This is a genomic window from Marinobacterium mangrovicola (genome assembly GCF_004339595.1).
Lineage (GTDB): Bacteria > Pseudomonadota > Gammaproteobacteria > Pseudomonadales > Balneatricaceae > Marinobacterium_D > Marinobacterium_D mangrovicola.
Map to the genome: position 1 here is coordinate 242182 of NZ_SMFU01000007.1, position 21710 is coordinate 263891.

Sequence of the window (21710 nt, forward strand, 5' to 3'; positions counted from 1 at the left end):
TAAAAGGCCGGCGCTAACACGCCGGCCTTTTTCGTGGGTTTATGACTAGTGCATTATCAATGCTGAATAACGGTCTACCCACGGTACAGAAAAAAGCCCCGACGTTTCGGCCGGGGCTTTCTCATTTCCAAGGCTGATTTCCTGCCGTATTAGATCCCGCCTTACTGATCAATCCTTCTCTGCAGATCGGTCCATAACCCCAGCTTGCTTGAGCTGCCCACCCGTTTACCTACGCCTCGTTCTTTCGCCAGCCAGAGGCTGTCGGCGTTGAAGCTGTAGACCGGTACCAGGTCCTTGCGCTGGTTAGCGGGCAGGATCTGGGGCTTGAGGTTATCCAGCACCAGCGGGATGGAGCGGGGCTTGGGGAAGTAGGTCAGCACCATGTGGGCTTCGCCCCAATCCAGCGCCTTGACGTACATGATGCGCATGCGATCGTCTGGGACGCCGAGTTCGCGCAGGGTGAAGTACTTGCCGATGGCGTAATCTTCGCAGTCGCCGCCGTAGGTGGTCAGCTTCTCGAAAGGTGTGGCCCAGTAGTCCTTCATTTTCCAGTGGACCGGGTCGGTATAGTAGGGCACCTGGTTGAAGAAGTCGTTGACCGCCTTGACCTTGTCCATTTCCGTGGCCGACTGGTTGTTGTCCACCAGCTCCTTCAGTGCGTTGAGGCGCATCACCGCGCCTCGGCCAAACTTGGCCTCGACGCGGTTCAGAAGAGCGGGGCTGAATTCGACCAGGCCTTTGGCGAAGCTGGCCTGAGGGCTCAAACTGAGAGCCAGGCCCAGGCTGAAACAGCCCAGCGCCCGGCGCCCAAGCCGCCAGCAGGGTTTCAGGGATCTGTTCATCGGCTTGCCGCTGTCAGTCCGATCTCGCGCACTGCCTGGTAGTCGTTGTCGCTTTCGACCGACTCCGCGAGGATGTTGACGTTGAGCAGTTCGCCCAGTTCTTTCATCGCTTCCACAAGACGGCGCTTCTCGGCATCGTTACCGATGTTTTCGGTGTAGATGCGCGCCAGCCTGATGTAGTCGAGGCGGAACTGTTTGAGGCTGTCCATCGGGATAAAGCGGCTTTCAAAGCGTTTCAGGATCACCTTGGCGCCGTTGCGGTGCGCAAAGTTGATAAAGCTTTCGAAGGACTTCATATCCCGTGTCGCGCCGTAGGCGGTGATACTGAACACCAGATGGCTGACGATATCCTTGTTGTCTTCCAACAGTTTGAACAGGTCGCCACGGAATTCGTTACTAGCCAGGGCAGTGAACGACAGGTTCACGGCGACATCGTGTTCCACCTTCTCGCGGCGGATATATTCCAGTACGCGGGTGACGATGTTGAGGTCAAACTCGAGAATACGGCCGAGGGTTTCCGCTACAGAGATAAAGGTACCGATCGGCAGTGCTTCGCCTTTCTCATCGAATACCTGCGACATCGCCTCTTCAAGGACCAGAATATCCTCTTTGCCGTCGGCAAGGCTGTAGGCTTTAACGCCGTAATCGACTTTCACCAGGCGTTTATCAACGATCTGACCCACCAGCTGTTTCCACTCATCCATGCTGCGGGTATTGGCGCTGTATTGGGTGATGGCGAAGCTGTTCTGACCGATCAGGCGGGCCTTTTCATAGGCCTCGGTAGCGGCAGACACCAGCGAGGCGGTGGTGCCCTGCGGATCCAGCGGTACGCCGCCGATATGGGCCACGCTTTCTTTGTTGTACTCGCTACCCAGGGCTTCAAGGCGGTTGAGCACGGCTTTACAGAGCGCTTCAGCGCTTTCCTGGTTCTTACAGTCGGTGATCAGGATAAATTCGGCGCCGACAATACGGTACATGAAGTCGCCGGCGACGCCCTGGTCCTTCAGCGCTTCGCGGGTCTCGGTGACAAAGGATTTGATAAAGGTGTCGACCTTGTCGCTGCTGAGCTGGGACGCCAGTTTGCCGAGTTCGTCGATGCGCAGGATAAACAGGTATCCCTCTTTACGCGACATGAAGCGGTCTTTCATCTCGGTTTCAAAGGTGGCCTTGGTCTCCAGCCCTGTGAGTTCATCCACCCGCAGCCGCTTGCCGGTTTCCTCCAGGCGGTTGTTGAGGTTGGTGATTACCTTCTCGATTTTGCCTGACATCAGGTTCATCGACTTGGCGACATTGCGGATATCGGTGGTCCAGGGGAGTTTGTCGATCTTGCCGAAATGTCCGTCGGCAATACTCAATGCCAGTTTGTTGATGACGCCCAGTGGTCGCAGCACCAAACCCAGAATCAGGAACAGAAGCGCGATAAAAATGACCAGGCAGATGGCGGCAAACATCAGCGAGTCTTTCGCCTGCTGCCAGAGCTTCAGATAACCCAGCCCCGGGTGGATGGTAACGTAGATGGTACCGCCGACGACCCAGCCGGCGTCGATTTCGGATTCTGCGGTAGCGGTCTGCATCGGGAATAGCTCGGTGAACCACTCCGGTACATCTTCAAAGGTTTTCGGGTTGGTGCGGCGAACAAGCTCGTTGCCGTCTATGTTCTCCAGCAGGATCTCCAGGTAATAGCCGCGGTCGAAGATGGTATTCACCATGGTAGAGAGAATGGTGTCGTCTTCATCGAGGATATAGGGGCTTAGTGAGAGCCCTAGGGAGGTGGCGGTATCCTGGGCGTGGATCTCTGATTCATCCTGCAGATAGCCACGGATATTGTTCAGGCTGGTGTAGAAGTTGATGGCAAAGATCGCCAGGAACATGGCAGAAATCAACAGCATCAGCTGCTTGGACAGCGTCATCGACAGACTCCCTTCTCAAACAGCCACTGGACATTGGCTGCTGCGGCACCTCAGCCACTGACGGCTGGACAAGCTGGCCTTTTGGATTGAATGGATTCAACGGCTGCGGTCCCGAGCAGGCTGGTATATTGCAGCGATGAATTAAGAGTCAGTTTAGTTCCGATTTGTTGTTATTTAAAAGCTAATATAACGCCGTGTTTAACAAAAACAGCCGGTTGCTTTGGGGCACCGGCTGTTTTCAAGGAATGTAGGATCAGCGGATCTCAATCGTCATCATCATCGTCGTCATCTTCATCCATGACACGGACGATTTTGCGATAGATCTCCACCCGGTCGCCGTCGGCCAATTTAGCCTGCAGCTTGGTCATCTTGCCGAAAATCCCGATCTTCTGGGTTTTCAGGTTGATCTCTGGGAAGCGCCGCAGAATGCCGGACTGAATGATGGCATCCTCAACGGTGCAGTCATCCTCCACATTCAGGTTGAGCCACTCCTGTTTGTTACTGCTTGCGTAAGCGACAGCCACCTTCATACCGCGCCCTCCAGTGAGCTCTCGTCGGTCGCCTGTTCAGCTGCTGCGGTGCGGCGTTTCTCCAGCACCCGATCGATAACCCGTTTACCCGCCAGCATCAGTCCCAGGCAGATAAAGGCACCGGGCGGCAGGATCAGCAGCAGGGTGCCGCCGTAATCCGGGAAGATATTCATCTCAATAGCCGCTGCCCAGTTGCCGAGTAGTAGTGAGGCGTCAGCGAACAGGGTACCGGCACCGAAAAACTCGCGCATGGCGCCAAGCAGCACCAGTACCCAGGTAAAACCGATGCCCATGGCGAAACCGTCCAGCATCGACGGCAATACCCGCTGCTTTGAGGCAAAGCTTTCAACCCGGCCAAGGATCGCGCAGTTGGTGACGATCAGCGGAATAAACAGCCCGAGCACCTTGTACAGCTCATGCATCCAGGCGTTGAGGAACATATCTACCATGGTGACCATCGCCGCGATCAGCACAATAAACACCGGGATACGCACCTGAGGTGTGATCAGGCCGCGGATCATTGAGACCAGCATGTTGGAGACCACCATCACCACCAGCGAAGCGAGCCCCATGCCAAGGCCGTTACTGGCGGTGGTGGTAACGGCCAGAAGCGGGCAGAGAGCCAGCATCTGGCTCATCACCACATTGTTGTGCCAGAGCCCCTCGCTCCAGATCTCTTTGTAGGATGGGCTGCTCATTGCGGCGCCTCCTCTGTTGCCTGCTTAGTGGATGATAGGTGGCTCTGATCGGTCACGGCGCTCTGCAGATGCGCCTTCTGATCGCGGAACACCTGCAGTCCTTCATGGACGGCGCCAACCACGGCGCGAGGGGTAATTGTCGCCCCGGTAAACTGATCAAACTCACCGCCATCCTTCTTCACGGCCCACTGTTTCTCCGACAGGTTCTCCAGTGAAAAGCCGTTAAAGCTGGTGACCCAGTCGTTTTTCGCGATCTCTATTTTGTCACCCAGGCCAGGCGTCTCGGCATGGGCGATGGTGCGCACACCGGTGAGTTCGCCATTGGCATTGATGCCGATAAGGACGATGATGTCGCCACTGTAGCCCTGGCCGATCACCTCGAAGGCCGCGCCGGTTAATTGGCCGTCTTTGCTGGCCAGGAACACAGTGGGGTCGCCGCCAAAGGGATTACCATCGAGCTTTGTGGTGCTCTCCAGCGGATTGTTGTCGTAAAGGCTGGCGGGAAGCACCTGCGACAGCATCGCTTGCCGATCCTCTTCCATCCGCGCCTGAATATCCTCGCGGGTACCGTGCTCACCTAACATCAGAATGATACTGACCAGCATCGCCATGCCGCCAAGCAGGCCAGCCTGGTAACCGATACCCCGGGTGTAGCTGGGTATGATCGGTGTGGTTGTCATGCCATCGTTGCTCATGATCACTCCTTGCCTGTGTTAATCGGCTTGCCAGTGAGGGTGTAGCCATAGATACGAGGGCGGAAATAACGGTCGATAATCGGGGTGACCGCGTTCATAAACAGCACCGCAAAACCGATCGCTTCAGGGAAGGAGCCCCAGCTGCGGATAATGAAGGCCACAGCCCCGATGCCGGCGCCAAACACCAGTTGGCCAGTGGTCGTGGTCGGAGAGGTGACCATGTCGGTGGCGATAAAGAAGGCGCCGAGCATCATTGCACCGGTGAGCAGATGAAACAGTGGCGGCTCAAAACGATCCGGATTCACCAGACTGAATATCAGCGATAGAACTACCAGGGTGCCCAGCATTGAAACCGGGATATGCCAGCTGATCACGCGCTTGTAGAGCAGGAACAGCCCGCCCAGCAGAAGCAGAAGGGCGGAGGTTTCCCCCAGGCTGCCGCGAATATTGCCGAAGAAGGCACTGCCGGCGCTGTAGGACTCGGCCATCGCATCCGGCACTGTCACATCCATGGTCAACGCGGTTTTGACGTGTCCCAGGGCCGTCGCACCGGTCACCGCATCCGGGATTGGCGTGATGCCGGCGGTGATCGCCAGACTGTCGATAAAGCCGGGCGCCGCGGCGCTGGTAATAGGGGTGACATCGATCCAGGTGGTCATCTCCACCGGGAAGGAGATCAGCAGGCCGACACGGGCCAGCATGGCCGGGTTGAAGAGGTTCTGGCCCAGGCCGCCATATAAGTGCTTGCCGATCACCACCGCGAACAGAGTACCGACTACGGCGATCCACCAGGGCGCCCAGGGTGGCAGGGTCATGGCGATCAGCCAGCCGGTCAGCAGCGCCGAGCCGTCCCAGCAGCTCTGGGTGGAGCGTCCCGCAAGCTTCAGGCACGCAGCCTCACTGCCGATAGCAGTTGCCAGGCAGAGTAAAAACAGGTTGATCGCTGGCCAGCCAAACAGATAAAGCCCGTAAAGCGTGGCTGGCAGCAGTGCCGCGCAGACCAATAGCATGGTCTGCTGCACGGAACTGCGGTTATGGGCGTGGGGGGAGGAGACCAGTTGATTCATGATCCGCTTTCCTCGTTTGCTTGCTCTTTAGCTTCTTGGGCCGCTTTTTCGGCCTTGGCCTTTTCGCGGGCTTCCTTGGCGGCTTTCGCTTTCGCCGCTTTGGCGGCCTTGGCCGCGGCTTTCTCGGCTGCTTCTTTCTCAAGCCGTGCGTTGCGCGCTTCCGACAGGGATTTGGTCAGCTCGCCCCGGCGTGTCTGTTCACGTTTGGCACTTAATTCGCCTTTGGCGAACTGGAAGTAGTGCACCAGCGGGATATGCGAAGGGCAGACATAGGCGCAGGAACCGCAGAGAATGCAGTCACTAAGGCCAAATTCGGAGGCGCCCTCGAAGTCTTCGGCGTTGGAGTGGCGTGCCATCTCCAGAGGCACCAATCCCATGGGACAGGCGTTAACGCAGCTGCCGCAGCGAATGCAGGGGGAGGATTCGGTCTTGCTGATTTCAGGCTCGGCCAGGGCAAGAATTCCGCTGGCACCCTTGGTGATCGGCACATCCTGGGTACGCAGGATCTGGCCCATCATCGGCCCGCCCATCACGATGCGGGCCGGCGTCTCGGTGAGGCCACCACTGTGCTCTAGCAGCCAGCTGACCGGTGTGCCGAGTAGCACTTCGACGTTACGTGGGGTGTCGATACACTGTCCCGAGAGGGTGACGATGCGCGACAGCAGTGGGCGGTTGTCATAGAGCGCCTGATGCACGGCAAAGGCGGTGGCGACGTTGTGAACCAGTGCACCGACCTCGGAACTGCGCCCGCCGGCAGGAACCTCGCGGCCCATGATTGCGTGGATCAGCTGCTTGGCCGAGCCCATGGGATAACGCGCCGGAATCACCTGCACGCTGACATCATCAAACCCTGCGGCCGCGGCTTGCATCGCCTCTATCGCTTCCGGCTTGTTGTCTTCGATGCCGGCGACGATGCGGCGAGCACCGATGGCGCGTTGAATCAGCCGTGCACCGGAGATGATCCCTTCGGCGCGCTCACGCATCAGCATGTCATCGCAAGTGAGGTAGGGCTCGCATTCGCTACCGTTAAGGATCAGCGTATCGATCTTCTGGCGGGCGCCAGATTTGAGCTTAAGTGCCGCCGGGAAGGTGGCACCGCCAAGGCCAACGATTCCAGCCTGATCGACACGGTCGGCGATCTCAGCGGCTGTTAACAGCATGGGGTCGCTGCTTTCCAGCGATTCGAGTCCCTTGTCCAGACCATCCGGTTCGATGGTGATTGCATCGGTAGTCAGGCTGGAGGGGTGGGGCGCAGTCACCGGCCCAACGGCGGTGACGGTGCCCGAAGTGGGCGCATGCAGCGAGGCACAGACGTCGTCGCCGGTAGAGGTGGCGATTAGCTGTCCCTTGAGTACATGATCACCTACTTTAACCACCGGATCAGCCGGCCGGCCGGCGTGCTGACGCAGCGGCAGTTTCAATACCGGCGGAATGCCCAGAATATGGATCGGCAGGCCGGTGCTCTGCTCCTTGCGCTCTTCGGCGTGTACGCCACCACGGATTTTCAGTTTTCCAAACATAACTTCTTCCGCCGCTGATTCCGTTGGTTAGGCTGCCGCCGGTTTAGGCCAGTGCCAGTTGTCGAGGGATTCCTGTTCAGGCTGCATCGCAATGCAGTCTTCCGGACAGGCATCTACGCATTTGCCACAGCCGGTACAGGCATCGGCGAACACCACGTGAATCTGCTTGTTGGCACCCATGATCGCGTCGGTTGGGCAGACCCGGTAGCAGCGGCAGCAGCCTGTACAGAGTGACTCCTCGATCTTGGCCAGCATCGGCTCCGAAGACATGCCAGAAAGGTCTGCCTCCACGCCCAGCTTTTCCGCCAGGGCCTGGGCCAGGGCCCGGCCACCCGGAGGGCAGCAGGTGACTTCTGCATCGCCGGCTACCATTGCTTCGGCGGCGCCGCTGCAGCCGGGAAAGCCGCACTGGCCGCAATGAGTACCGGGCAGCATCGATTCCACTTCCTTGACGATGGGGTTCTCCTCCACCGCGAACACCTTGTCGGCGTAGCCCAGCAGCAGCCCGAGGGCGAGTCCGAGAAGGGTCAGGACAGCAACAGCAGTTACCATGGCGAATATCTCCTATTTACGGGCAGGCTCAGACGAGTCCGCCAAAACCCATGAAAATCATCGACAGCAGGCCGGCGGTGACCAGTCCTACCGGAGCACCGGCGAAGGTGGCCGGCACGTTCGACAGCGCCAGTCGTTCCCGCAGGCCGGCGAAAATGATCAGGACCATCGAGAAGCCAATCGAAGCCCCCAGGCCGTAGATAACGCTCTCGATAAAGCTGAGCCCCTCCTGCACGTTCAGCAGGGCCACACCCAGCACGGCGCAGTTGGTGGTGATCAACGGCAGAAAAATACCCAGGGTCTGGTGCAGCAACGGGCTGGTTTTTTTCACCATCATTTCGGTGAACTGGACCACGGCGGCGACCACGAGAATGAACGAGATGATGCGCAGGAACTGCAGATTTAGCGGTTCCAGAATGTAGTACTCCATCAACCAGCTGGAGACGCTGGACAGGGTAAGTACGAAGGTGGTCGCCAAACCCATGCCGGTGGCTGTGCTGAATTTGTTGGAGACCCCCATCAGCGGACAGAGGCCAAGGAATTTGACCAGTACCACGTTGTTGACGAGTACGGTGCCGATGAAAAGGGTGATCAGTTCCATGTCGCGCTTTACCTCCAGACGGGGATGCAGTCTCTGGAGTGCTGAGTGCAGCAAGCATGCCATGGTTAACTTGTTGAAAAATATAAAGAAGGCTTTTGCGTTGCCTGTGTGAATAGCGACATTGTTGTGTTTGTAACAGATCGGTGCAGGCGTGCACTTTTATGTGTCGTGCTTACGACATTGACCTCTTAATCTGTGTGGTTTTTCTCTATATATAAGTCGCCGATCGGGTGGCGCAGTAATTGCTTCTTCAAGTTATCCCGTCACTTTAGGAGCTGAGAGCATGGCGAAAACGAAGAAGCCAGGTATCACCGATGAGACTCCGGTTCTGGAAAACAGCGATCTGCTGCAGGGGCTTCCGCCCAGCGTGTTTTTTCAGGCCGTAGAGCATTCGCCGGTGGCGATCTCAATCACCGATCTTCACGCCAACATTCTGTACAGCAACAAAGCGTTTACCAAGGAAACCGGTTATGAGGCCAATGAGGTGCTTGGTCGCAACGAGTCGGTTCTCTCCAACCGCAACACGCCCCGGCTGGTTTACGATGCACTCTGGGGGCGCCTGCAGCAGCAGAAACCCTGGTCCGGTGTGCTGGTAAACCGGCGCAAGGATGGCAAGCGCTACCTGGCCGAGCTGATGGTGGCTCCGGTGCTGGATGAAGAGAACCAGCCGATCCACTATCTGGGCATGCACAGAGACGTCACCGAGCTTTACTCGCTGGAGCAGCGGGTGCAGAACCAGAAGGCGATGATCGAAAAGGCGGTCAACGCGGCCAACGTGGCGATGGTGCTGCTCGATGAAGATGAGAGCATTGTGCTCGATAACCTGGCCTATAAAACCCTGGCTACCGACATGTGCCCGCAGGAGCCGAGCCACGTGATTCTGCGCGCGCTGCAGGATGAGATGGGCGAGCGTCTGAAGGCGATTCGTGATCGAGGTATCGGTTTTACCGACTACGAGATCCGGCTCGAAATCGGTCGCAACAGCACGCCGCGCTGGTTCTCCATCGATGGCAGCATGATAGAGATCGGCGATGAAACCGCGGATTCTTTCTTCGCTCAGCCGGAGCGACGCTACCTGATGCTGGTGATCAACGATGTCACCGAGCTGCGTCGCCGTCAGCATGCCGAACAGATGAACGCGCTCAAGCTGTTGATCGCCGAAGAGGAAGCGCTGCAGAGCATGCGCGAGGCGCTCAATGGCGCGCTGTATCAGTTCCAGCGGCCGCTCAACCTGATGAACGCCGCCGTGCGCATGCTGGAGCAGCGTAAGGGTGATGAGCACGCGCTGACCGAGCAGGTGATCGGCGCACTGCGTGAGGCGATCGATGCCGGTAATGAGGCGCGCGAAAAGCTGGAGCAGGCGGTGCCGAACGAAACGCCGGGAGTTAAATCCTCCATCAACATGAATGAGCTGCTGCGCAATGTGCTGGAGCTTTCTACCGGCGATCTACTTAAGCACGGAATTCTTGTCGACTGGCATCCGCCGCTGCATATGCCCGCCATGATCGGGTTCGAAAGTCGTCTGCATAGCCTGTTCAAGCAGCTGGTCGATAACGCTATAGAGGCGATGGCATCCAGCGGAGCGTCACGGCGTGAGCTCAGCATCGTCGCGCGTGTGGAAGGCGGTGATGTGGTGGTGAATATTTCTGATACCGGACCCGGTGTGTCCGAAGAGAACCGCACCCGTGTGTTCGAGCCGTTTTTCAGCACCAAGCCCAATACTAAAAAGGGAGCCGGTTATGGTATGGGCCTGACTATCGTTCAGGAGATTGTCGCCGAGCACCTGGGAACTGTACATATCGATCCCCTCTATCAGGAGGGCTGCAGAGTCTGTGTCCATCTACCCCTGGGAACAGCCCGCAGCTAAGGAGCCGATTATGACGATGCAAGGAATCTTCACCCCGCGTAACCGTTCCGAGCTCCTCGACCGGCAGCTCAGCGTACTCAGTATCGTATGCCGGACATTAACGCGGTCGCTGGATCTGAATGCCAGCCTGGAAGAGCTACTCAAAGTGCTACACGTAGAGGGCGGCATGAAGCATGGCCTGGTAGCACTGATGGATCCCGAGCTTGGAGAACTCTGCGTGAGCGCTGTGCATAGCGGTTCGGAGATGGTTCAACAGGCCAAGAACGCCGTGCGCTACCGGCGTGGCGAGGGGATTATTGGCACCATACTGCAAAGCGGAAACTCGGTGGTACTGATGCGCCTCTCCTCCGAGCCCAAGTTCCTGGACCGCCTCGCGCTGTATGACTGGGAAGCGCCTTTTATCGGCGTACCACTGAAGGATCAGAGCGGCGAAGTGATTGGCGTGCTCAGCGCCCAGCCCGCCTCGGAGCTGGAAGAGTTCCTGGCGGACGAGTCGCGGTTTATGGAGATGGTTGCCAATCTGGTGGTGCAGGCGGTACGACTGCTGGCCCAGGTGCAGACCCAGCAGCGGAATATCACCGATGAACGCGACGAACTGCGTCGTACCGTACGTGCCAAGTTCGGCTTCGAAAACCTGATGGTGGGTCACACCACGCCGATGAAGCAGGTGTTCGACCAGATACGCCGCGTCGCCAAGTGGGACACCACGGTGCTGATCCGCGGTGAATCCGGTACCGGTAAAGAGCTGGTCGCCTGCGCGATTCATTACAACTCGCCCAAGGCCCACAACAGCTTTGTGCGGTTGAATTGCGCGGCACTGCCGGAAAACCTGCTGGAATCGGAGCTGTTCGGCCATGAGAAGGGAGCGTTTACCGGCGCCGTGAAGATGCGACAGGGGCGTTTCGAGCAGGCCGATGGCGGGACCCTGTTCCTCGATGAGATCGGTGAGATCTCGCCGCTGTTCCAGGCCAAGCTGCTGCGTGTGCTGCAGGAAGGCGAGTTCGAACGTGTCGGTGGTAACAAGACGATCCGGGTTAACGTGCGGATCGTAGCGGCGACCAACCGTGATCTGGAAAAAGAGGTGCGGGAAGGGCACTTCCGTGAGGATCTCTACTACCGCCTCAACATCATGCCGATCAACCTGCCGGCCCTGCGTGAGCGCAAGGCGGACCTGCCGGAGCTGTGCAGCTTCCTGCTCGACAAGCTGTCACAAAATCAGGGGCGCAAGCTCAGCATCTCGGACGCGGCGATCCGCGTGCTGATGGGGCATAACTGGCCGGGTAACGTGCGCGAGCTGGAAAACGTACTCGAGCGTGCGGCGATCATGACGGAAGACGGCAATATCGAGCCGCAGACCCTGTCTTTGCAGGGGCTGGATATGCAGCGCTCGGCAGCACCGGGGCCGAGCAGCATGCCGATGTCATCATCAATGGCACCTTCAGCCAGTGAACCGGAACCGATGCTGGATGATCCCGGGCTCGATGAGCGGGAGCGGGTGATCGCTGCGCTGGAGCAGGCCGGTTGGGTTCAGGCCAAGGCGGCGCGTCTTTTGAACATGACACCGCGTCAGATCGCCTATCGTATCCAGACCATGAATATCGATGTGAAGAAGATCTGATCTGAACAGTTAACCCAAGCCCCGCACCGGCACGCCCGCTGCGGGGCTTTCTGTTATCTGGCGGTTGTCTGTGAGCAGTATCAATGGCCGATCATGGCTAACAAATAGCGATGTCGCAGATATGACAAAGCGCCGCTGTCTGTACCACAAGACACAAGGAAAAAGCCCGTCAAATCCGCCTAAGTCCTTTTAAAACAGTCACATAGTCTGTGGCCCACCGATTGCAACCCTCTTGTCAGCAGGTGATCTGCAACTGACAACCGGCCCTGAGGCCTCAGAGGAGTGAAAACGATGGAGTTGACAGTCCTGAACGAAGAACAGAGTCCGAGCACTGAAGGCGGTTGTTCAGCCAGTGCCTGCGGCAGTAGTGACGATCAGCTGGCTCATCTGTCAGATGAGATCAAACAGAAGGTCCACAACCACCCGTGTTACTCGGAAGACGCTCACCACTACTTTGCCCGTATGCACGTGGCGGTAGCGCCGGCCTGTAATATTCAGTGCCATTACTGCAACCGTAAATACGACTGTGCCAACGAGTCGCGCCCGGGTGTGGTATCCGAGTTGCTGACACCGGACCAGGCAGTGAAGAAAACCAAGGCAGTGGCGGCAAATATTCCGCAGATGACTGTACTCGGTATTGCCGGCCCCGGCGATCCACTGGCCAATCTGGATCGCACCTTTGAAACCTTCCGTCGCCTCAGTGCTGAAGCACCGGATATCAAGCTCTGTGTATCCACTAACGGTCTGGCGCTGCCGGACGCCGTGGAAGAGCTGGCCAAGCACAACATCGACCACGTCACCATCACCATCAACACCGTGGATCCGGAGATCGGCGCCAAGATCTATCCCTGGATCTACTGGAACAACCGTCGTATCCGCGGCAAGAAAGCCGCCAAGATCCTGATTGAGCGTCAGCAGAAGGGTCTCGAGATGCTGGTTGAGCGCGGCATCCTGGTGAAGGTCAACTCGGTGATGATTCCGGGTGTGAACGACGAACATCTCAAGGAAGTGAGCCGCATCGTCAAGCAGAAGGGCGCCTTCCTGCACAACGTGATGCCGCTGATCGCCGAAGCCGAGCACGGCACCTTCTATGGTGTGATGGGCCAGCGCGGTCCCAGCAACGAAGAGCTGATGGATCTGCAGGACGCCTGCTCCGGCGACATGAACATGATGCGTCATTGCCGTCAGTGCCGTGCCGATGCGGTGGGTCTGCTCGGTGAAGACCGCGGCGACGAGTTCACCATCGACAAGATCGAAGCGATGGATATCGACTACGACGCGGCGATGAAGAAACGCGCCATTATCCACCAGGGCATCGAAGAGGAGCTGGCGGAGAAGGAAAAACGCCGTGCCGCGCTTGCCGCAGTTAAGGTGCCGAGTGGTCCTGCCGTGGACAACAAGCACTTCCGTCCGGTGCTGATGGCGGTGGCCACCAGTGGCGGCGGCATGATCAACCAGCATTTCGGTCACGCCACCGAGTTCCTGATCTATGAAGCCTCCCGCGATGGTGTGCGCTTTATCAGCCACCGCAAGGTCGATCAGTACTGCATTGGCGATGACAGCTGCGGTGAGAAGGAAAGCGCGCTGGCTGGCAGCATCCGTGCCCTGTCAGGTTGTGAGGTTGTGCTCTGCTCCAAGATCGGTTTCGAGCCCTGGGGCCTGCTGGAAGAGGCCGGCATCGCACCGAACGGCGAGCACGCCATGGAGCCGATCGAGGAAGCGGTCATGGACGTCTACGAAGAGATGATCAAGACCGGCAAGCTGGATGAAGCCAAGTCCGAAGACAGCCAGATGACCGCCTGAGGAGGTAGCCATGTCTCTTAGCATTATCGAAAGCTGCGTTAACTGCTGGGCCTGCCTGGATGTTTGCCCGTCAGAGGCGATCTACGAAGCCAAGCCGCATTTCATGATCGACGCGAAAAAGTGCACCGAATGTGAAGGCGATCATGCCGATCCCCAGTGCGCGACTATCTGCCCGATAGAGGGTGCGATTCTTGATGCTGCAGGTGACGAGGTCAATCCGGCCGGTTCCCTCACCGGGATTCCGCCGGAGATGATGGAAAGAGCGATGGCCGAGATCCAGGCACGATAAGGGGCGCAGCGATGGCTGAGGTGATCTTCTACGAAAAGCCCGGTTGTATAAACAACCGCAAGCAGAAGCGGCTGCTGCAGGAGGCGGGGCATTCAGTGGATGCCCGTAACCTGCTGACCGCAGACTGGTCACCAGACAGCCTTCGCCCCTATCTCGGCACCGATGTGTCGGGCTGGATCAACAAGAGTCATCCGGATCTGAAGGCGGGCAAACTGGCGCTCGACCTGAATGATCCCCAAGCGGTGTTGGCGCTGCTTTGCGCCGATCCGTTACTTATTCGACGTCCGTTGATGGAAGTCAGCGGGCAGTGTCTGCAGGGTTTTGACACCGAGCAGATCGATCGATTGATCGGTCTTGAGCGGCTCCCCGATGAGGATATCGAAACCTGTCCCAAGAGCCACGGCAGCGATGCGTGCAGAGCGGAGTCGGGCTGATGGCGATGGTAGCGGTGCAGACACAGAACCAGTTAGAGCGATTGATGGCGGTCGCGGCGGGTGGAGAAACCGACCGTCATCTCGCTCACCTAATACTTGGTCCCCGTAAAGGGATCGGCTGCCTGCCCTTGAATCTGGGGCTGGAGGCAGAACAGTTTGCTCGATTGATCGAGCGGTATTTTAGCGACGATAGCGACCTTATCGCTGCTGACCCTGCAGAGCAGCACCTGATACAGACCCGCTCCGATCTGCGCGAGGAGCTGATGCGCATTCGTGATGACGAGCGTGTTGAGCTGGTCGAGCTGCTTGAGGAATTTCGCAGCCCGGCGGTTCCTGTGGAACTCTCGTTGATTATCGCCACTGGCTGCCTGGGTGGCGACCACCTCTGGCGTGACCTGGGGTTGCCGGATCGCAGCGTATTGAGTGACCTGATGCAGCGGGCTTACCCGGCGTTAAAAGCGCTGAACGACCGTGATATGAAGTGGAAGCGGTTCTTCTACAAGCAACTGTGCGAGCGTGGCGGCGGTTATGTCTGCCGCGCACCGAGCTGCGACCAGTGCAGCGCCTATGCCGAATGTTTCGGGCCAGAGGAGTGACGACATGGCTGCCATCACTGCGACTGCCGAACAGACCGCCATGGAGCAGCTCGGTGCTTATCACGAACTGAGCAAGCACCGTCTGGAGGGATACGCGCCGGGGCCTGAAACCCTGGACTGGGACGAGCAGCCTAATGTGTTTCGCTCCTTTGAGGGCGCGCCGAAACTGGCACTGCCGTTGCCCGATGACAGGGCTGATGCGCCAGACTCCGGGGTGCTTTTTGCGGGTCAGCTTGATTCTCAGCCGCTGACGCTGGAATCCCTGTCTGCGTTTCTGCGCTATGCCGCGGGCCTTACCGCCTGGAAGGTCTTTGGCCCGGATCGCTGGTCGCTGAGAGCGAACCCTTCCAGCGGCAACCTGCATCCTGGTGAGCTTTATCTGCTGCTGCCGGCGGGTACGAGCTGGCCAGCCGGTGTGTATCACTACGATGTGCTCAACCACTGTCTGGAACAGCGTCTGGAGCTGCCGCCAGAGAGTGTCACTGCCGTGTCGCTGATACAGACCTCCGTGTTGCAGCGCGAGGCCTGGAAGTATGGCGAGCGCAGCCTGCGCTACTGTCTGCTCGATAGCGGTCATCAGCTGGCCCAGTGCCAGGCGTCCGCAGCACTGCAGGGGTGGGAGCTGGAACTGGTCGATACGGGGCGAGAGCGGCTGGCGGCACTTTGCGGCATAGATCGGGCGGAGTTTGACGGTGTAGAACCTGAGCATCCCGAATGGCTGCTTACGTTTAAAGGCCGTTCAGAGGACTACGCCCGTCTGGCTAAAACCTGCCGTGAGGCTGATAGCTGGCAGGGCGCGCCATCTCGGCTCGGGCCACGTCCGCTGCAGCGCTGGAACGTATCCAAAGCGATGGCTGAGCGGTTCGATACCAATATCACCGCGCGCCTGTCGCGAGCAAAGGATGCCGAGCAGGCCTTCGCTGATGCACCGCTTAACGCCAGGCAGACACTGATCTCACGTCGTAGCGCCCAGGGGTACGACCCTAAGCGCAAGCTCGGTTACGACGAGTTCGCCGCGCTACTCAAACCGCTGGTCCCCGGCGTCAGCCGCATGCAATTTGAACCCGCTCTCCTGCACCTGCTGTTGTTCGTGCATAACGTGGAAGGGCTCGAGCCCGGCCTCTACCTGATGCCGCGCTCGGACGGCGGAACGGCCCTGCTGAGAGAGGCGACGATGACGCGCTGGCCTGACACCAGTGAGGTCTATCTGGCGGATGACTTGCGCTTGATCCATCTGAAGACGGCCACTACGCGCAAGCTGGCGGCGCAGCTCTGCTGTAACCAGATGATTGCCGCCGCCAGTGCGGTAACGCTGATGATGCTCGCCGAGTATCAGGACCCGTTGCTGCAGGATGGCCTCGCAGCTTACCAGCAGCTCTACCGCGAAGCGGGCATGCTGGGTCAGAACCTTTACCTGGCCGCTACTGCGTTGGGGCTGAACGGTACCGGCATCGGCTGTTTCTTTGATGATGCCGTGCATCATCTGCTCGGACTTGAAGGCGATCAGTTCCAGGCGGTTTACGGTTTTGCTGCCGGTATGGGGCTGAGAGATGAGCGGGTCAGCGGATTGTCCGGTTACCACCACCTTCGGGAGGCCGTCGATGGGTGAGTTGCTGAAGATGGATATACCGGCGGCAGAGCAGCTACTGAGGGATGAGCCGGCGTACCTGCTGGATATGCGGGAGCTGGACTGCTACGAGGATTCGCGGCATCCGTTCGCGATGCATCTGGATGACCGGGTGCTCGGGCGCCTGCTGACCCGGGGCGAGCCGTCCCGACTGATGTTGATCTACTGCGAAGATGGAAGCCGCAGTATCGAAATGGCAAGGATGTTCCGCGATTTTGGCTTCAGCCGCAGTTTCAGTATCGATGGCGGCTACCGGGCCTGGTTACCCCTACTTGGAGTGAGGCAGATGAGCGCAGAGCAGAATCAGGATCAGGCCGGTGAATACGGTATGACGTCGCTGATGCAGGCGTCACACCGCGGCGACAGCCTTGAAGTCAGCCGCCTGATCGCTGTAGGTGCCGATGTAAACCGGCGCAACGATGATGGTAACAACGCACTCTGGTTTGCGGTGCGGTCGGGGGATTCAGCCACTGTGAGTCTGCTGATCGGCGAGGGTGTTGATCTTGATAATCAGAACGCCAACGGCGCGACACCGCTGATCTGGGCCGCTTCGGCGGGCCGGCGCGAAATGGTTGAAATGCTGCTGGCCGGGGGCGCGGATACTGGTTTGAAAACCCTGGATGGCTTTCTTGCCGTCGAGGTGGCCGGAAGCCGCGAGATTATGAAACTGCTGATGGCCACGCATCTTCAGGCCGTGGGCCAATAAACCGAGGGATGCATCATGACAACCGAAGACAAGATCCGTAAGCAGCTGGCCGACAATCCCATCCTGCTCTACATGAAGGGCACGCCGGAAGAGCCCAAGTGCGGTTTCTCGCGCAACGCCGTTGATGCGCTGAAAACCACCGGTAAAGGTTATGCGTTCGTTAACGTGCTGGAAGCGCCTTTTATCCGCGAGAAGCTGCCCAGCGTCTCTAACTGGCCCACCTTTCCGCAGCTGTTTATCGGCGGTGAGCTGGTGGGCGGCAGCGATGTGATCGTGGCCATGGTTGAAGATGGCAGCCTGCAGCCGATGCTTGAATCCGCCGGAGGTGCCTGATGGAAACCAGCGAAATCGAAGCGATCATCCAGCAGGCGTTGCCCGATGCCGAGATCGATGTCAGCGGTGAGGAGTGCAGTTTTACCCTCGCCATCATCAGCGAATCCTTCGAAGGGCAGAACCTGATGCAGCGCCAGAAATCGGTCCTGGCGCTGTTCCAAACTCAGCTGAAGACGGGGCGCCTGCATGCGCTGACGATCAAGGCTTATACGCCGGCGCAGTTTGCCGAATTGCAGAACACCCACCTGGTGCAGCTCGAGTGCTGAGGGTCGGGTAATAAGCGGAGGTGCTCTTCATGAAAGCACTGACATCACAGGAAAACAGCGATCAGGCGCTCGATCAGTTTGCAGATCTTTCCAGTAGTGGCCTTGGCCACCGGATCGCAAAGGTTGCCATGTTGCTTGCCGCGGGACGCTACTGCCGGCACCGTCATCTGTCGATCGGTCGCCAGTCTATTTTTCAACGCAAACTGATGGAGAATCACGATGAGTGCTGAAGAGAATCTGTTTGATGATGAGTTTGTTGAAACCACCAACAAGCTGATCGAGATCGCCAACGAGATGGCCGCCAAGCAGGGCGAGCACAAGATGGGCGTAGCCTTTATCTATGCAGCCGCGCGCTATAACGCCTATATCGCCGCCAGCAGCGTGACCAATGCGGATGAACTGGCCGGCAAGCGCGACAAGGCGGTGGAGTATTTCTCCGATCGTTTCCGCAAGCTCTACGATGGCAACCTGATGGATTACATTGCCAACTTCGAAGAGTACATGGGGATCGCTGAAGATCAGCAGGCGGAAACCGCACACTGATCCCGTGTAACGGCTCGCCCGGGTGGTTCAGACCACCAGGTCGATCTGCTGCAGGCTGCCGGTGCTGCCGTCTTCGCGGATAAACAGCCCGGTGGCACGGACCTCGCCACGCAGTTCGGTGCCGTTTTGATAGAGTGAAAAAGGTGTTTCCACCGATCCCAGGTAGAGCGCGCCAATTCCTTTCTCTGCAAGGCTTGCGTACTCGTCCTCACCCTGGGCATTGCGGATCCAGATCTGTAACTCGCCGAAGACAGTGTCACCGGCATCGATAAAGCCGTTGCCATCCTCATCATAGGTGCTGAGATCGGCAAATCCGTTGCCGCTCAGGGCGCCAAACAGCTCACTGCCATCATTGACTACGCCGTCACCGTTGCGGTCCAGCATCAGAAAGCCGCTGCCGGGTGCCAGCAGGTTGATGCTGTCGTCTGCGCCATCAGCATCTATATCAAAATCGACCCGTTGCGAGCTCAGCTCAGCGGCGCTAGCGTCGAAATTAACCACCAGCGGATCTTTCAACTGCACGCCGGCCGTCAGCACCAGCCGTTCGTGCTCGATATTGTGATAGCTCATCTTCACGTTCAGCCCGATATCGAAACTGACCCCGTCGCTGGTGGTGAGCCGACCGGCGGCGACAACGCGGCTATCTTCCCGGATCTCTGTCTGTTTGTTCCATTCGTAGCGCATGCCGGTAGCGCCTGGCACCGTTACATCACCCGATATCTCGGCCGGATAGTCCGCGGAGGACTGGCCTTCCTTGTTTACATTCAGGTCGTTCATATCGAACAGCACGACCTCACGTCCGCTGAGCATGGCAATCAGCAGCGCCTGCAGTCTCAGTCTGGGATCGGTCAGTTGCTGCCCCGGCGCGGGTACCGCTGGCTCTTTTGCCGTCAGGGTTCGCTCCTCCGGCGCACTCTTAACCCGGGCCACTTCTGCCTCATGGGCCGCCGCAACTTGGGCTGCCCCATTGAACGGCGAGGTGTCATTGGAGACGCGGCGCACCACGCCGGCGGCATCGCTGCGATAGTGTTCCAGGGATTCGCTTTGCGTTGTGCGCTCGCTGCGCTGATGGCTGCTGCTGAAGCTGATCTGGCTTTGACTGATAATCATCGTCGTGGCTCTGGCGCAAAGGCGTTAATAGAAGGCTATGAAAAGGGGATATCGGCCAGATTGGTTGAAAAGTGAGCGTTAAATCAGGAGCCTGAGACCTCTAAAATGTAGGCCGAAGAAGCTCGTTTTACGCTGAAAATCAGCACTAGAAACAAGCGCCATACAGCAAAAAGCCCGCCGGGCAGGGCGGGCTTTTTGGTTAGTCGGGAAGCGGGCGGTTAGCTTGCTGGCACCTCCTCGGGGTGGGTATTTTCCACGTGATGCTTCTCAGACACCTTGCGGATCATGGTGTTAGCGATAAACGCGATTACCAGCAATCCAGCCATGGCATACATGGTGGTGTTGTAGAGCCCTGGTGTCGGATCGATGGTGCCGGCCGGTGCGATCTCCATCAGACGGCCCAGGGTCACTGTATTGGAAGCGATCAGCGCATTCAGCTGGTCTACGCCGGCGCCAAAGGTCTGCTGGAATACAGCGGGATCAACCTTGTAGGCCAGGGATTCGATGGCATCACGCAGCGACACCTCGCGCAGGTGGGTGATCGCAAAGGGGCCGAGAACACCGGCTGTGCTCCAGGCGGTCAGCAGGCGCCCGTGGATCCCGCCCACATGCAGGGTGCCGAAGATATCCGCCAGATAGGCCGGAATGGTCGCGAAGCCGCCGCCGTACATGGTGAAGATCACCATGGTGGCGATGCAGAACAGAACCAGCCAGACCACGGACGGATTGCTGCTCACCTGACCGGCAAAGAACGGGATGGAGATATACAGCAGCATGCCGAGGATAAAGAAGCAGTGGAAGGTGTTCTTGCGACCCAGGTAATCTGAAGTGGATGCCCAGAGGAAGCGGCCCACCATATTGAACACACTGATCATCAATACGTAGGTGGCGGCGAAACCGGTATCAACAATGTTGGGTAAGGTAGTACCGAAGATCTCGGTCATCATCGTTTTCGCCACACCGATCACACCGATGCCGGCGGTCACGTTCAGGCAGAGCACCAGCCAGAGCAGGTAGAACTGAGGTGTTTTCAGTGCCTGGTCGATATGCACGTGATTGTTGCTGATCAGACGATGTTTGCCGCTGACCGCTTTGGGCGGCTCCCAACCTTCCGGCTTCCAGCCCTCGGGCGGCACGCGATAGGAGAAGGCAGCGATGGTCATGATGACAAAATAGACGATACCGAGGGTCAGAAAGACGCTGGCGACGCCGGTGTTACCGGTGTTGACCACGTATACACCCTCAGGGCCGGGGATCGGCATGTTGGCCATATCCGCGGCGCTGGCGACGACAACTTCGAGCTTCTGGCCCGCAACCTCGGCGAAGCGGCGGCCGGACTCGGTGATCAGGCTGACATCGGCGACTTTCCCCAGGTATTGGGGCGCTTCATAAAACACCGACAGCAGCCAGGTTTTCAGTGGTGCACCAATCATCGCACCGCCACCAAAGCCCATGATCGCCATACCGGTGGCCATGCCGCGCCGGTCCGGGAACCAGCGGATCAGGGTACTGACCGGCGATACGTAACCCAGCCCGAGGCCACAGCCGCCCAGCGCGCCGTAGCCCAGATAGAGCAGCCAGAGCTGGTCCAGCATGATGCCCAGGCTACCGACCAGGAAGCCGCCGCCCCAAAGAATTGCGGCGAGAAAGCCGACCGCACGTGGGCCGACCTTTTCCAGCCATTTGCCGCCAAACGCGGCCGCCAGACCGAGAAAGACGATAGCGGTGGAGAAGATCCAGACCACCGAGCTCAGCGACCAGTCATCGGCGGCGCTGGCAACAACGCCATGCTGGCGCACCAGTGGCGGGTTGAAGATGCTCCAGGCGTAAACCGAGCCGATGCAGAGGTGGATTGCGATGGAGGCGGGGGGAACCAGCCAGCGATTGAAGCCAGGTTTGGCGACGATTCGCTCTTTCAGCAGAAAGGCGAAAGGGCCGGATTTCTGGTAAGCGTTGTTCGACATAGGGTGTAGCTCCGCTGTTATCGTTATTGTTTGCCCCTGGATTGCAAGTATCTGGGGTACAGGCAGATCGCGGATCCGCCTTTGCTTTGTCAGCAGCAAAAGCCAAGGCAATACCCGCGCCACCTGGGGCAAGCGCACA

Annotated in this window: 23 protein-coding genes; 12 read left to right on the plus strand and 11 right to left on the minus strand. The window is 58.5% G+C overall.

Annotated elements, in window-relative coordinates:
* Positions 1 to 161: 161 nt before the first annotated feature.
* The 9 genes from CLV83_RS02000 to rsxA form a co-directional block, all read right to left on the minus strand.
* The gene (locus tag CLV83_RS02000; RefSeq protein WP_132286777.1) at positions 162 to 842 is read right to left on the minus strand and encodes a transglutaminase-like cysteine peptidase; all 681 of its coding nucleotides are present in this window, start codon (positions 840 to 842) and stop codon (positions 162 to 164) included.
* On the minus strand, positions 839 to 2752 hold the full coding sequence (locus CLV83_RS02005; RefSeq protein ID WP_132286780.1) for a bifunctional diguanylate cyclase/phosphodiesterase: 1914 nt from the start codon (positions 2750 to 2752) through the stop codon (positions 839 to 841). Before CLV83_RS02005 ends, CLV83_RS02000 begins: the two co-directional genes overlap by 4 nt.
* A gap of 263 nt (positions 2753 to 3015) precedes the next feature.
* Positions 3016 to 3282: an RnfH family protein gene (locus CLV83_RS02010; RefSeq protein ID WP_132286783.1), complete on the minus strand. Its 267-nt coding sequence runs from the start codon at positions 3280 to 3282 to the stop codon at positions 3016 to 3018.
* Positions 3279 to 3980, minus strand: a complete 702-nt coding sequence (locus CLV83_RS02015; protein ID WP_132286786.1) for an electron transport complex subunit E — start codon at positions 3978 to 3980, stop codon at positions 3279 to 3281. Before CLV83_RS02015 ends, CLV83_RS02010 begins: the two co-directional genes overlap by 4 nt.
* A complete protein-coding gene (rsxG, locus tag CLV83_RS02020; RefSeq protein ID WP_243642256.1) occupies positions 3977 to 4675 on the minus strand; it encodes an electron transport complex subunit RsxG in 699 nt (232 codons plus the stop codon). The genes CLV83_RS02015 and rsxG overlap by 4 nt, the downstream gene beginning before the upstream one ends.
* A 2-nt stretch (positions 4676 to 4677) precedes the next feature.
* A complete protein-coding gene (locus tag CLV83_RS02025) occupies positions 4678 to 5742 on the minus strand; it encodes an RnfABCDGE type electron transport complex subunit D (RefSeq protein ID WP_132286789.1) in 1065 nt (354 codons plus the stop codon).
* Complete coding sequence (rsxC, locus tag CLV83_RS02030) at positions 5739 to 7262, minus strand: electron transport complex subunit RsxC (RefSeq protein WP_132286791.1); 1524 nt, start codon at positions 7260 to 7262, stop codon at positions 5739 to 5741. The genes CLV83_RS02025 and rsxC overlap by 4 nt, the downstream gene beginning before the upstream one ends.
* Before the next feature lie 27 nt (positions 7263 to 7289).
* The gene (locus tag CLV83_RS02035) at positions 7290 to 7814 is read right to left on the minus strand and encodes an RnfABCDGE type electron transport complex subunit B (protein ID WP_132286793.1); all 525 of its coding nucleotides are present in this window, start codon (positions 7812 to 7814) and stop codon (positions 7290 to 7292) included.
* Positions 7815 to 7842: 28 nt separating this feature from the next.
* A complete protein-coding gene (gene rsxA / locus CLV83_RS02040) occupies positions 7843 to 8415 on the minus strand; it encodes an electron transport complex subunit RsxA (protein WP_132286796.1) in 573 nt (190 codons plus the stop codon).
* 283 nt (positions 8416 to 8698) lie between these two features.
* On the opposite strand from rsxA, the gene nifL reads away from it, so the two are divergent.
* The 12 genes from nifL to CLV83_RS02100 all read left to right on the plus strand — a co-directional run bounded on the left by nifL (position 8699) and on the right by CLV83_RS02100 (position 18497).
* On the plus strand, positions 8699 to 10282 hold the full coding sequence (gene nifL / locus CLV83_RS02045; RefSeq protein WP_132286799.1) for a nitrogen fixation negative regulator NifL: 1584 nt from the start codon (positions 8699 to 8701) through the stop codon (positions 10280 to 10282).
* A 10-nt stretch (positions 10283 to 10292) separates the two neighbouring features.
* Entirely contained in the window at positions 10293 to 11900 is a 1608-nt protein-coding gene (gene nifA / locus CLV83_RS02050) for a nif-specific transcriptional activator NifA (protein ID WP_207894680.1), read from the plus strand.
* A 291-nt stretch (positions 11901 to 12191) separates the two neighbouring features.
* On the plus strand, positions 12192 to 13703 hold the full coding sequence (gene nifB / locus CLV83_RS02055) for a nitrogenase cofactor biosynthesis protein NifB (RefSeq protein ID WP_132286802.1): 1512 nt from the start codon (positions 12192 to 12194) through the stop codon (positions 13701 to 13703).
* 10 nt (positions 13704 to 13713) lie between these two features.
* On the plus strand, positions 13714 to 13992 hold the full coding sequence (locus tag CLV83_RS02060; protein ID WP_132286806.1) for a 4Fe-4S binding protein: 279 nt from the start codon (positions 13714 to 13716) through the stop codon (positions 13990 to 13992).
* An 11-nt stretch (positions 13993 to 14003) separates the two neighbouring features.
* Positions 14004 to 14426, plus strand: a complete 423-nt coding sequence (locus tag CLV83_RS02065) for an ArsC/Spx/MgsR family protein (protein ID WP_132286809.1) — start codon at positions 14004 to 14006, stop codon at positions 14424 to 14426.
* A complete protein-coding gene (locus tag CLV83_RS02070) occupies positions 14426 to 15022 on the plus strand; it encodes a nitrogen fixation protein NifQ (protein WP_132286812.1) in 597 nt (198 codons plus the stop codon). Before CLV83_RS02065 ends, CLV83_RS02070 begins: the two co-directional genes overlap by 1 nt.
* 4 nt (positions 15023 to 15026) lie before the next feature.
* Entirely contained in the window at positions 15027 to 16631 is a 1605-nt protein-coding gene (locus CLV83_RS02075) for a nitroreductase family protein (RefSeq protein WP_165900215.1), read from the plus strand.
* Complete coding sequence (locus CLV83_RS02080; RefSeq protein ID WP_165900216.1) at positions 16624 to 17355, plus strand: ankyrin repeat domain-containing protein; 732 nt, start codon at positions 16624 to 16626, stop codon at positions 17353 to 17355. The genes CLV83_RS02075 and CLV83_RS02080 overlap by 8 nt, the downstream gene beginning before the upstream one ends.
* A gap of 15 nt (positions 17356 to 17370) precedes the next feature.
* On the plus strand, positions 17371 to 17688 hold the full coding sequence (gene grxD, locus CLV83_RS02085; RefSeq protein ID WP_207894682.1) for a Grx4 family monothiol glutaredoxin: 318 nt from the start codon (positions 17371 to 17373) through the stop codon (positions 17686 to 17688).
* Entirely contained in the window at positions 17688 to 17954 is a 267-nt protein-coding gene (locus CLV83_RS02090) for a BolA family protein (RefSeq protein ID WP_132286824.1), read from the plus strand. The genes grxD and CLV83_RS02090 overlap by 1 nt, the downstream gene beginning before the upstream one ends.
* A gap of 29 nt (positions 17955 to 17983) precedes the next feature.
* The gene (locus tag CLV83_RS02095; protein WP_132286827.1) at positions 17984 to 18184 is read left to right on the plus strand and encodes a hypothetical protein; all 201 of its coding nucleotides are present in this window, start codon (positions 17984 to 17986) and stop codon (positions 18182 to 18184) included.
* Positions 18174 to 18497 (plus strand): DUF3144 domain-containing protein, encoded by a 324-nt coding sequence (locus tag CLV83_RS02100; protein WP_104002734.1) that lies wholly within the window; start codon positions 18174 to 18176, stop codon positions 18495 to 18497. Before CLV83_RS02095 ends, CLV83_RS02100 begins: the two co-directional genes overlap by 11 nt.
* 27 nt (positions 18498 to 18524) lie before the next feature.
* Here CLV83_RS02100 and CLV83_RS02105 read toward each other — a convergent pair whose 3' ends face one another.
* Positions 18525 to 19607, minus strand: coding sequence for a hypothetical protein (locus CLV83_RS02105; protein ID WP_132286830.1), 1083 nt, complete (start codon positions 19605 to 19607; stop codon positions 18525 to 18527).
* A 218-nt stretch (positions 19608 to 19825) separates the two neighbouring features.
* Complete coding sequence (locus CLV83_RS02110; RefSeq protein WP_132286833.1) at positions 19826 to 21571, minus strand: OFA family MFS transporter; 1746 nt, start codon at positions 21569 to 21571, stop codon at positions 19826 to 19828.
* Between the last annotated feature and the right edge of the window lie 139 nt (positions 21572 to 21710).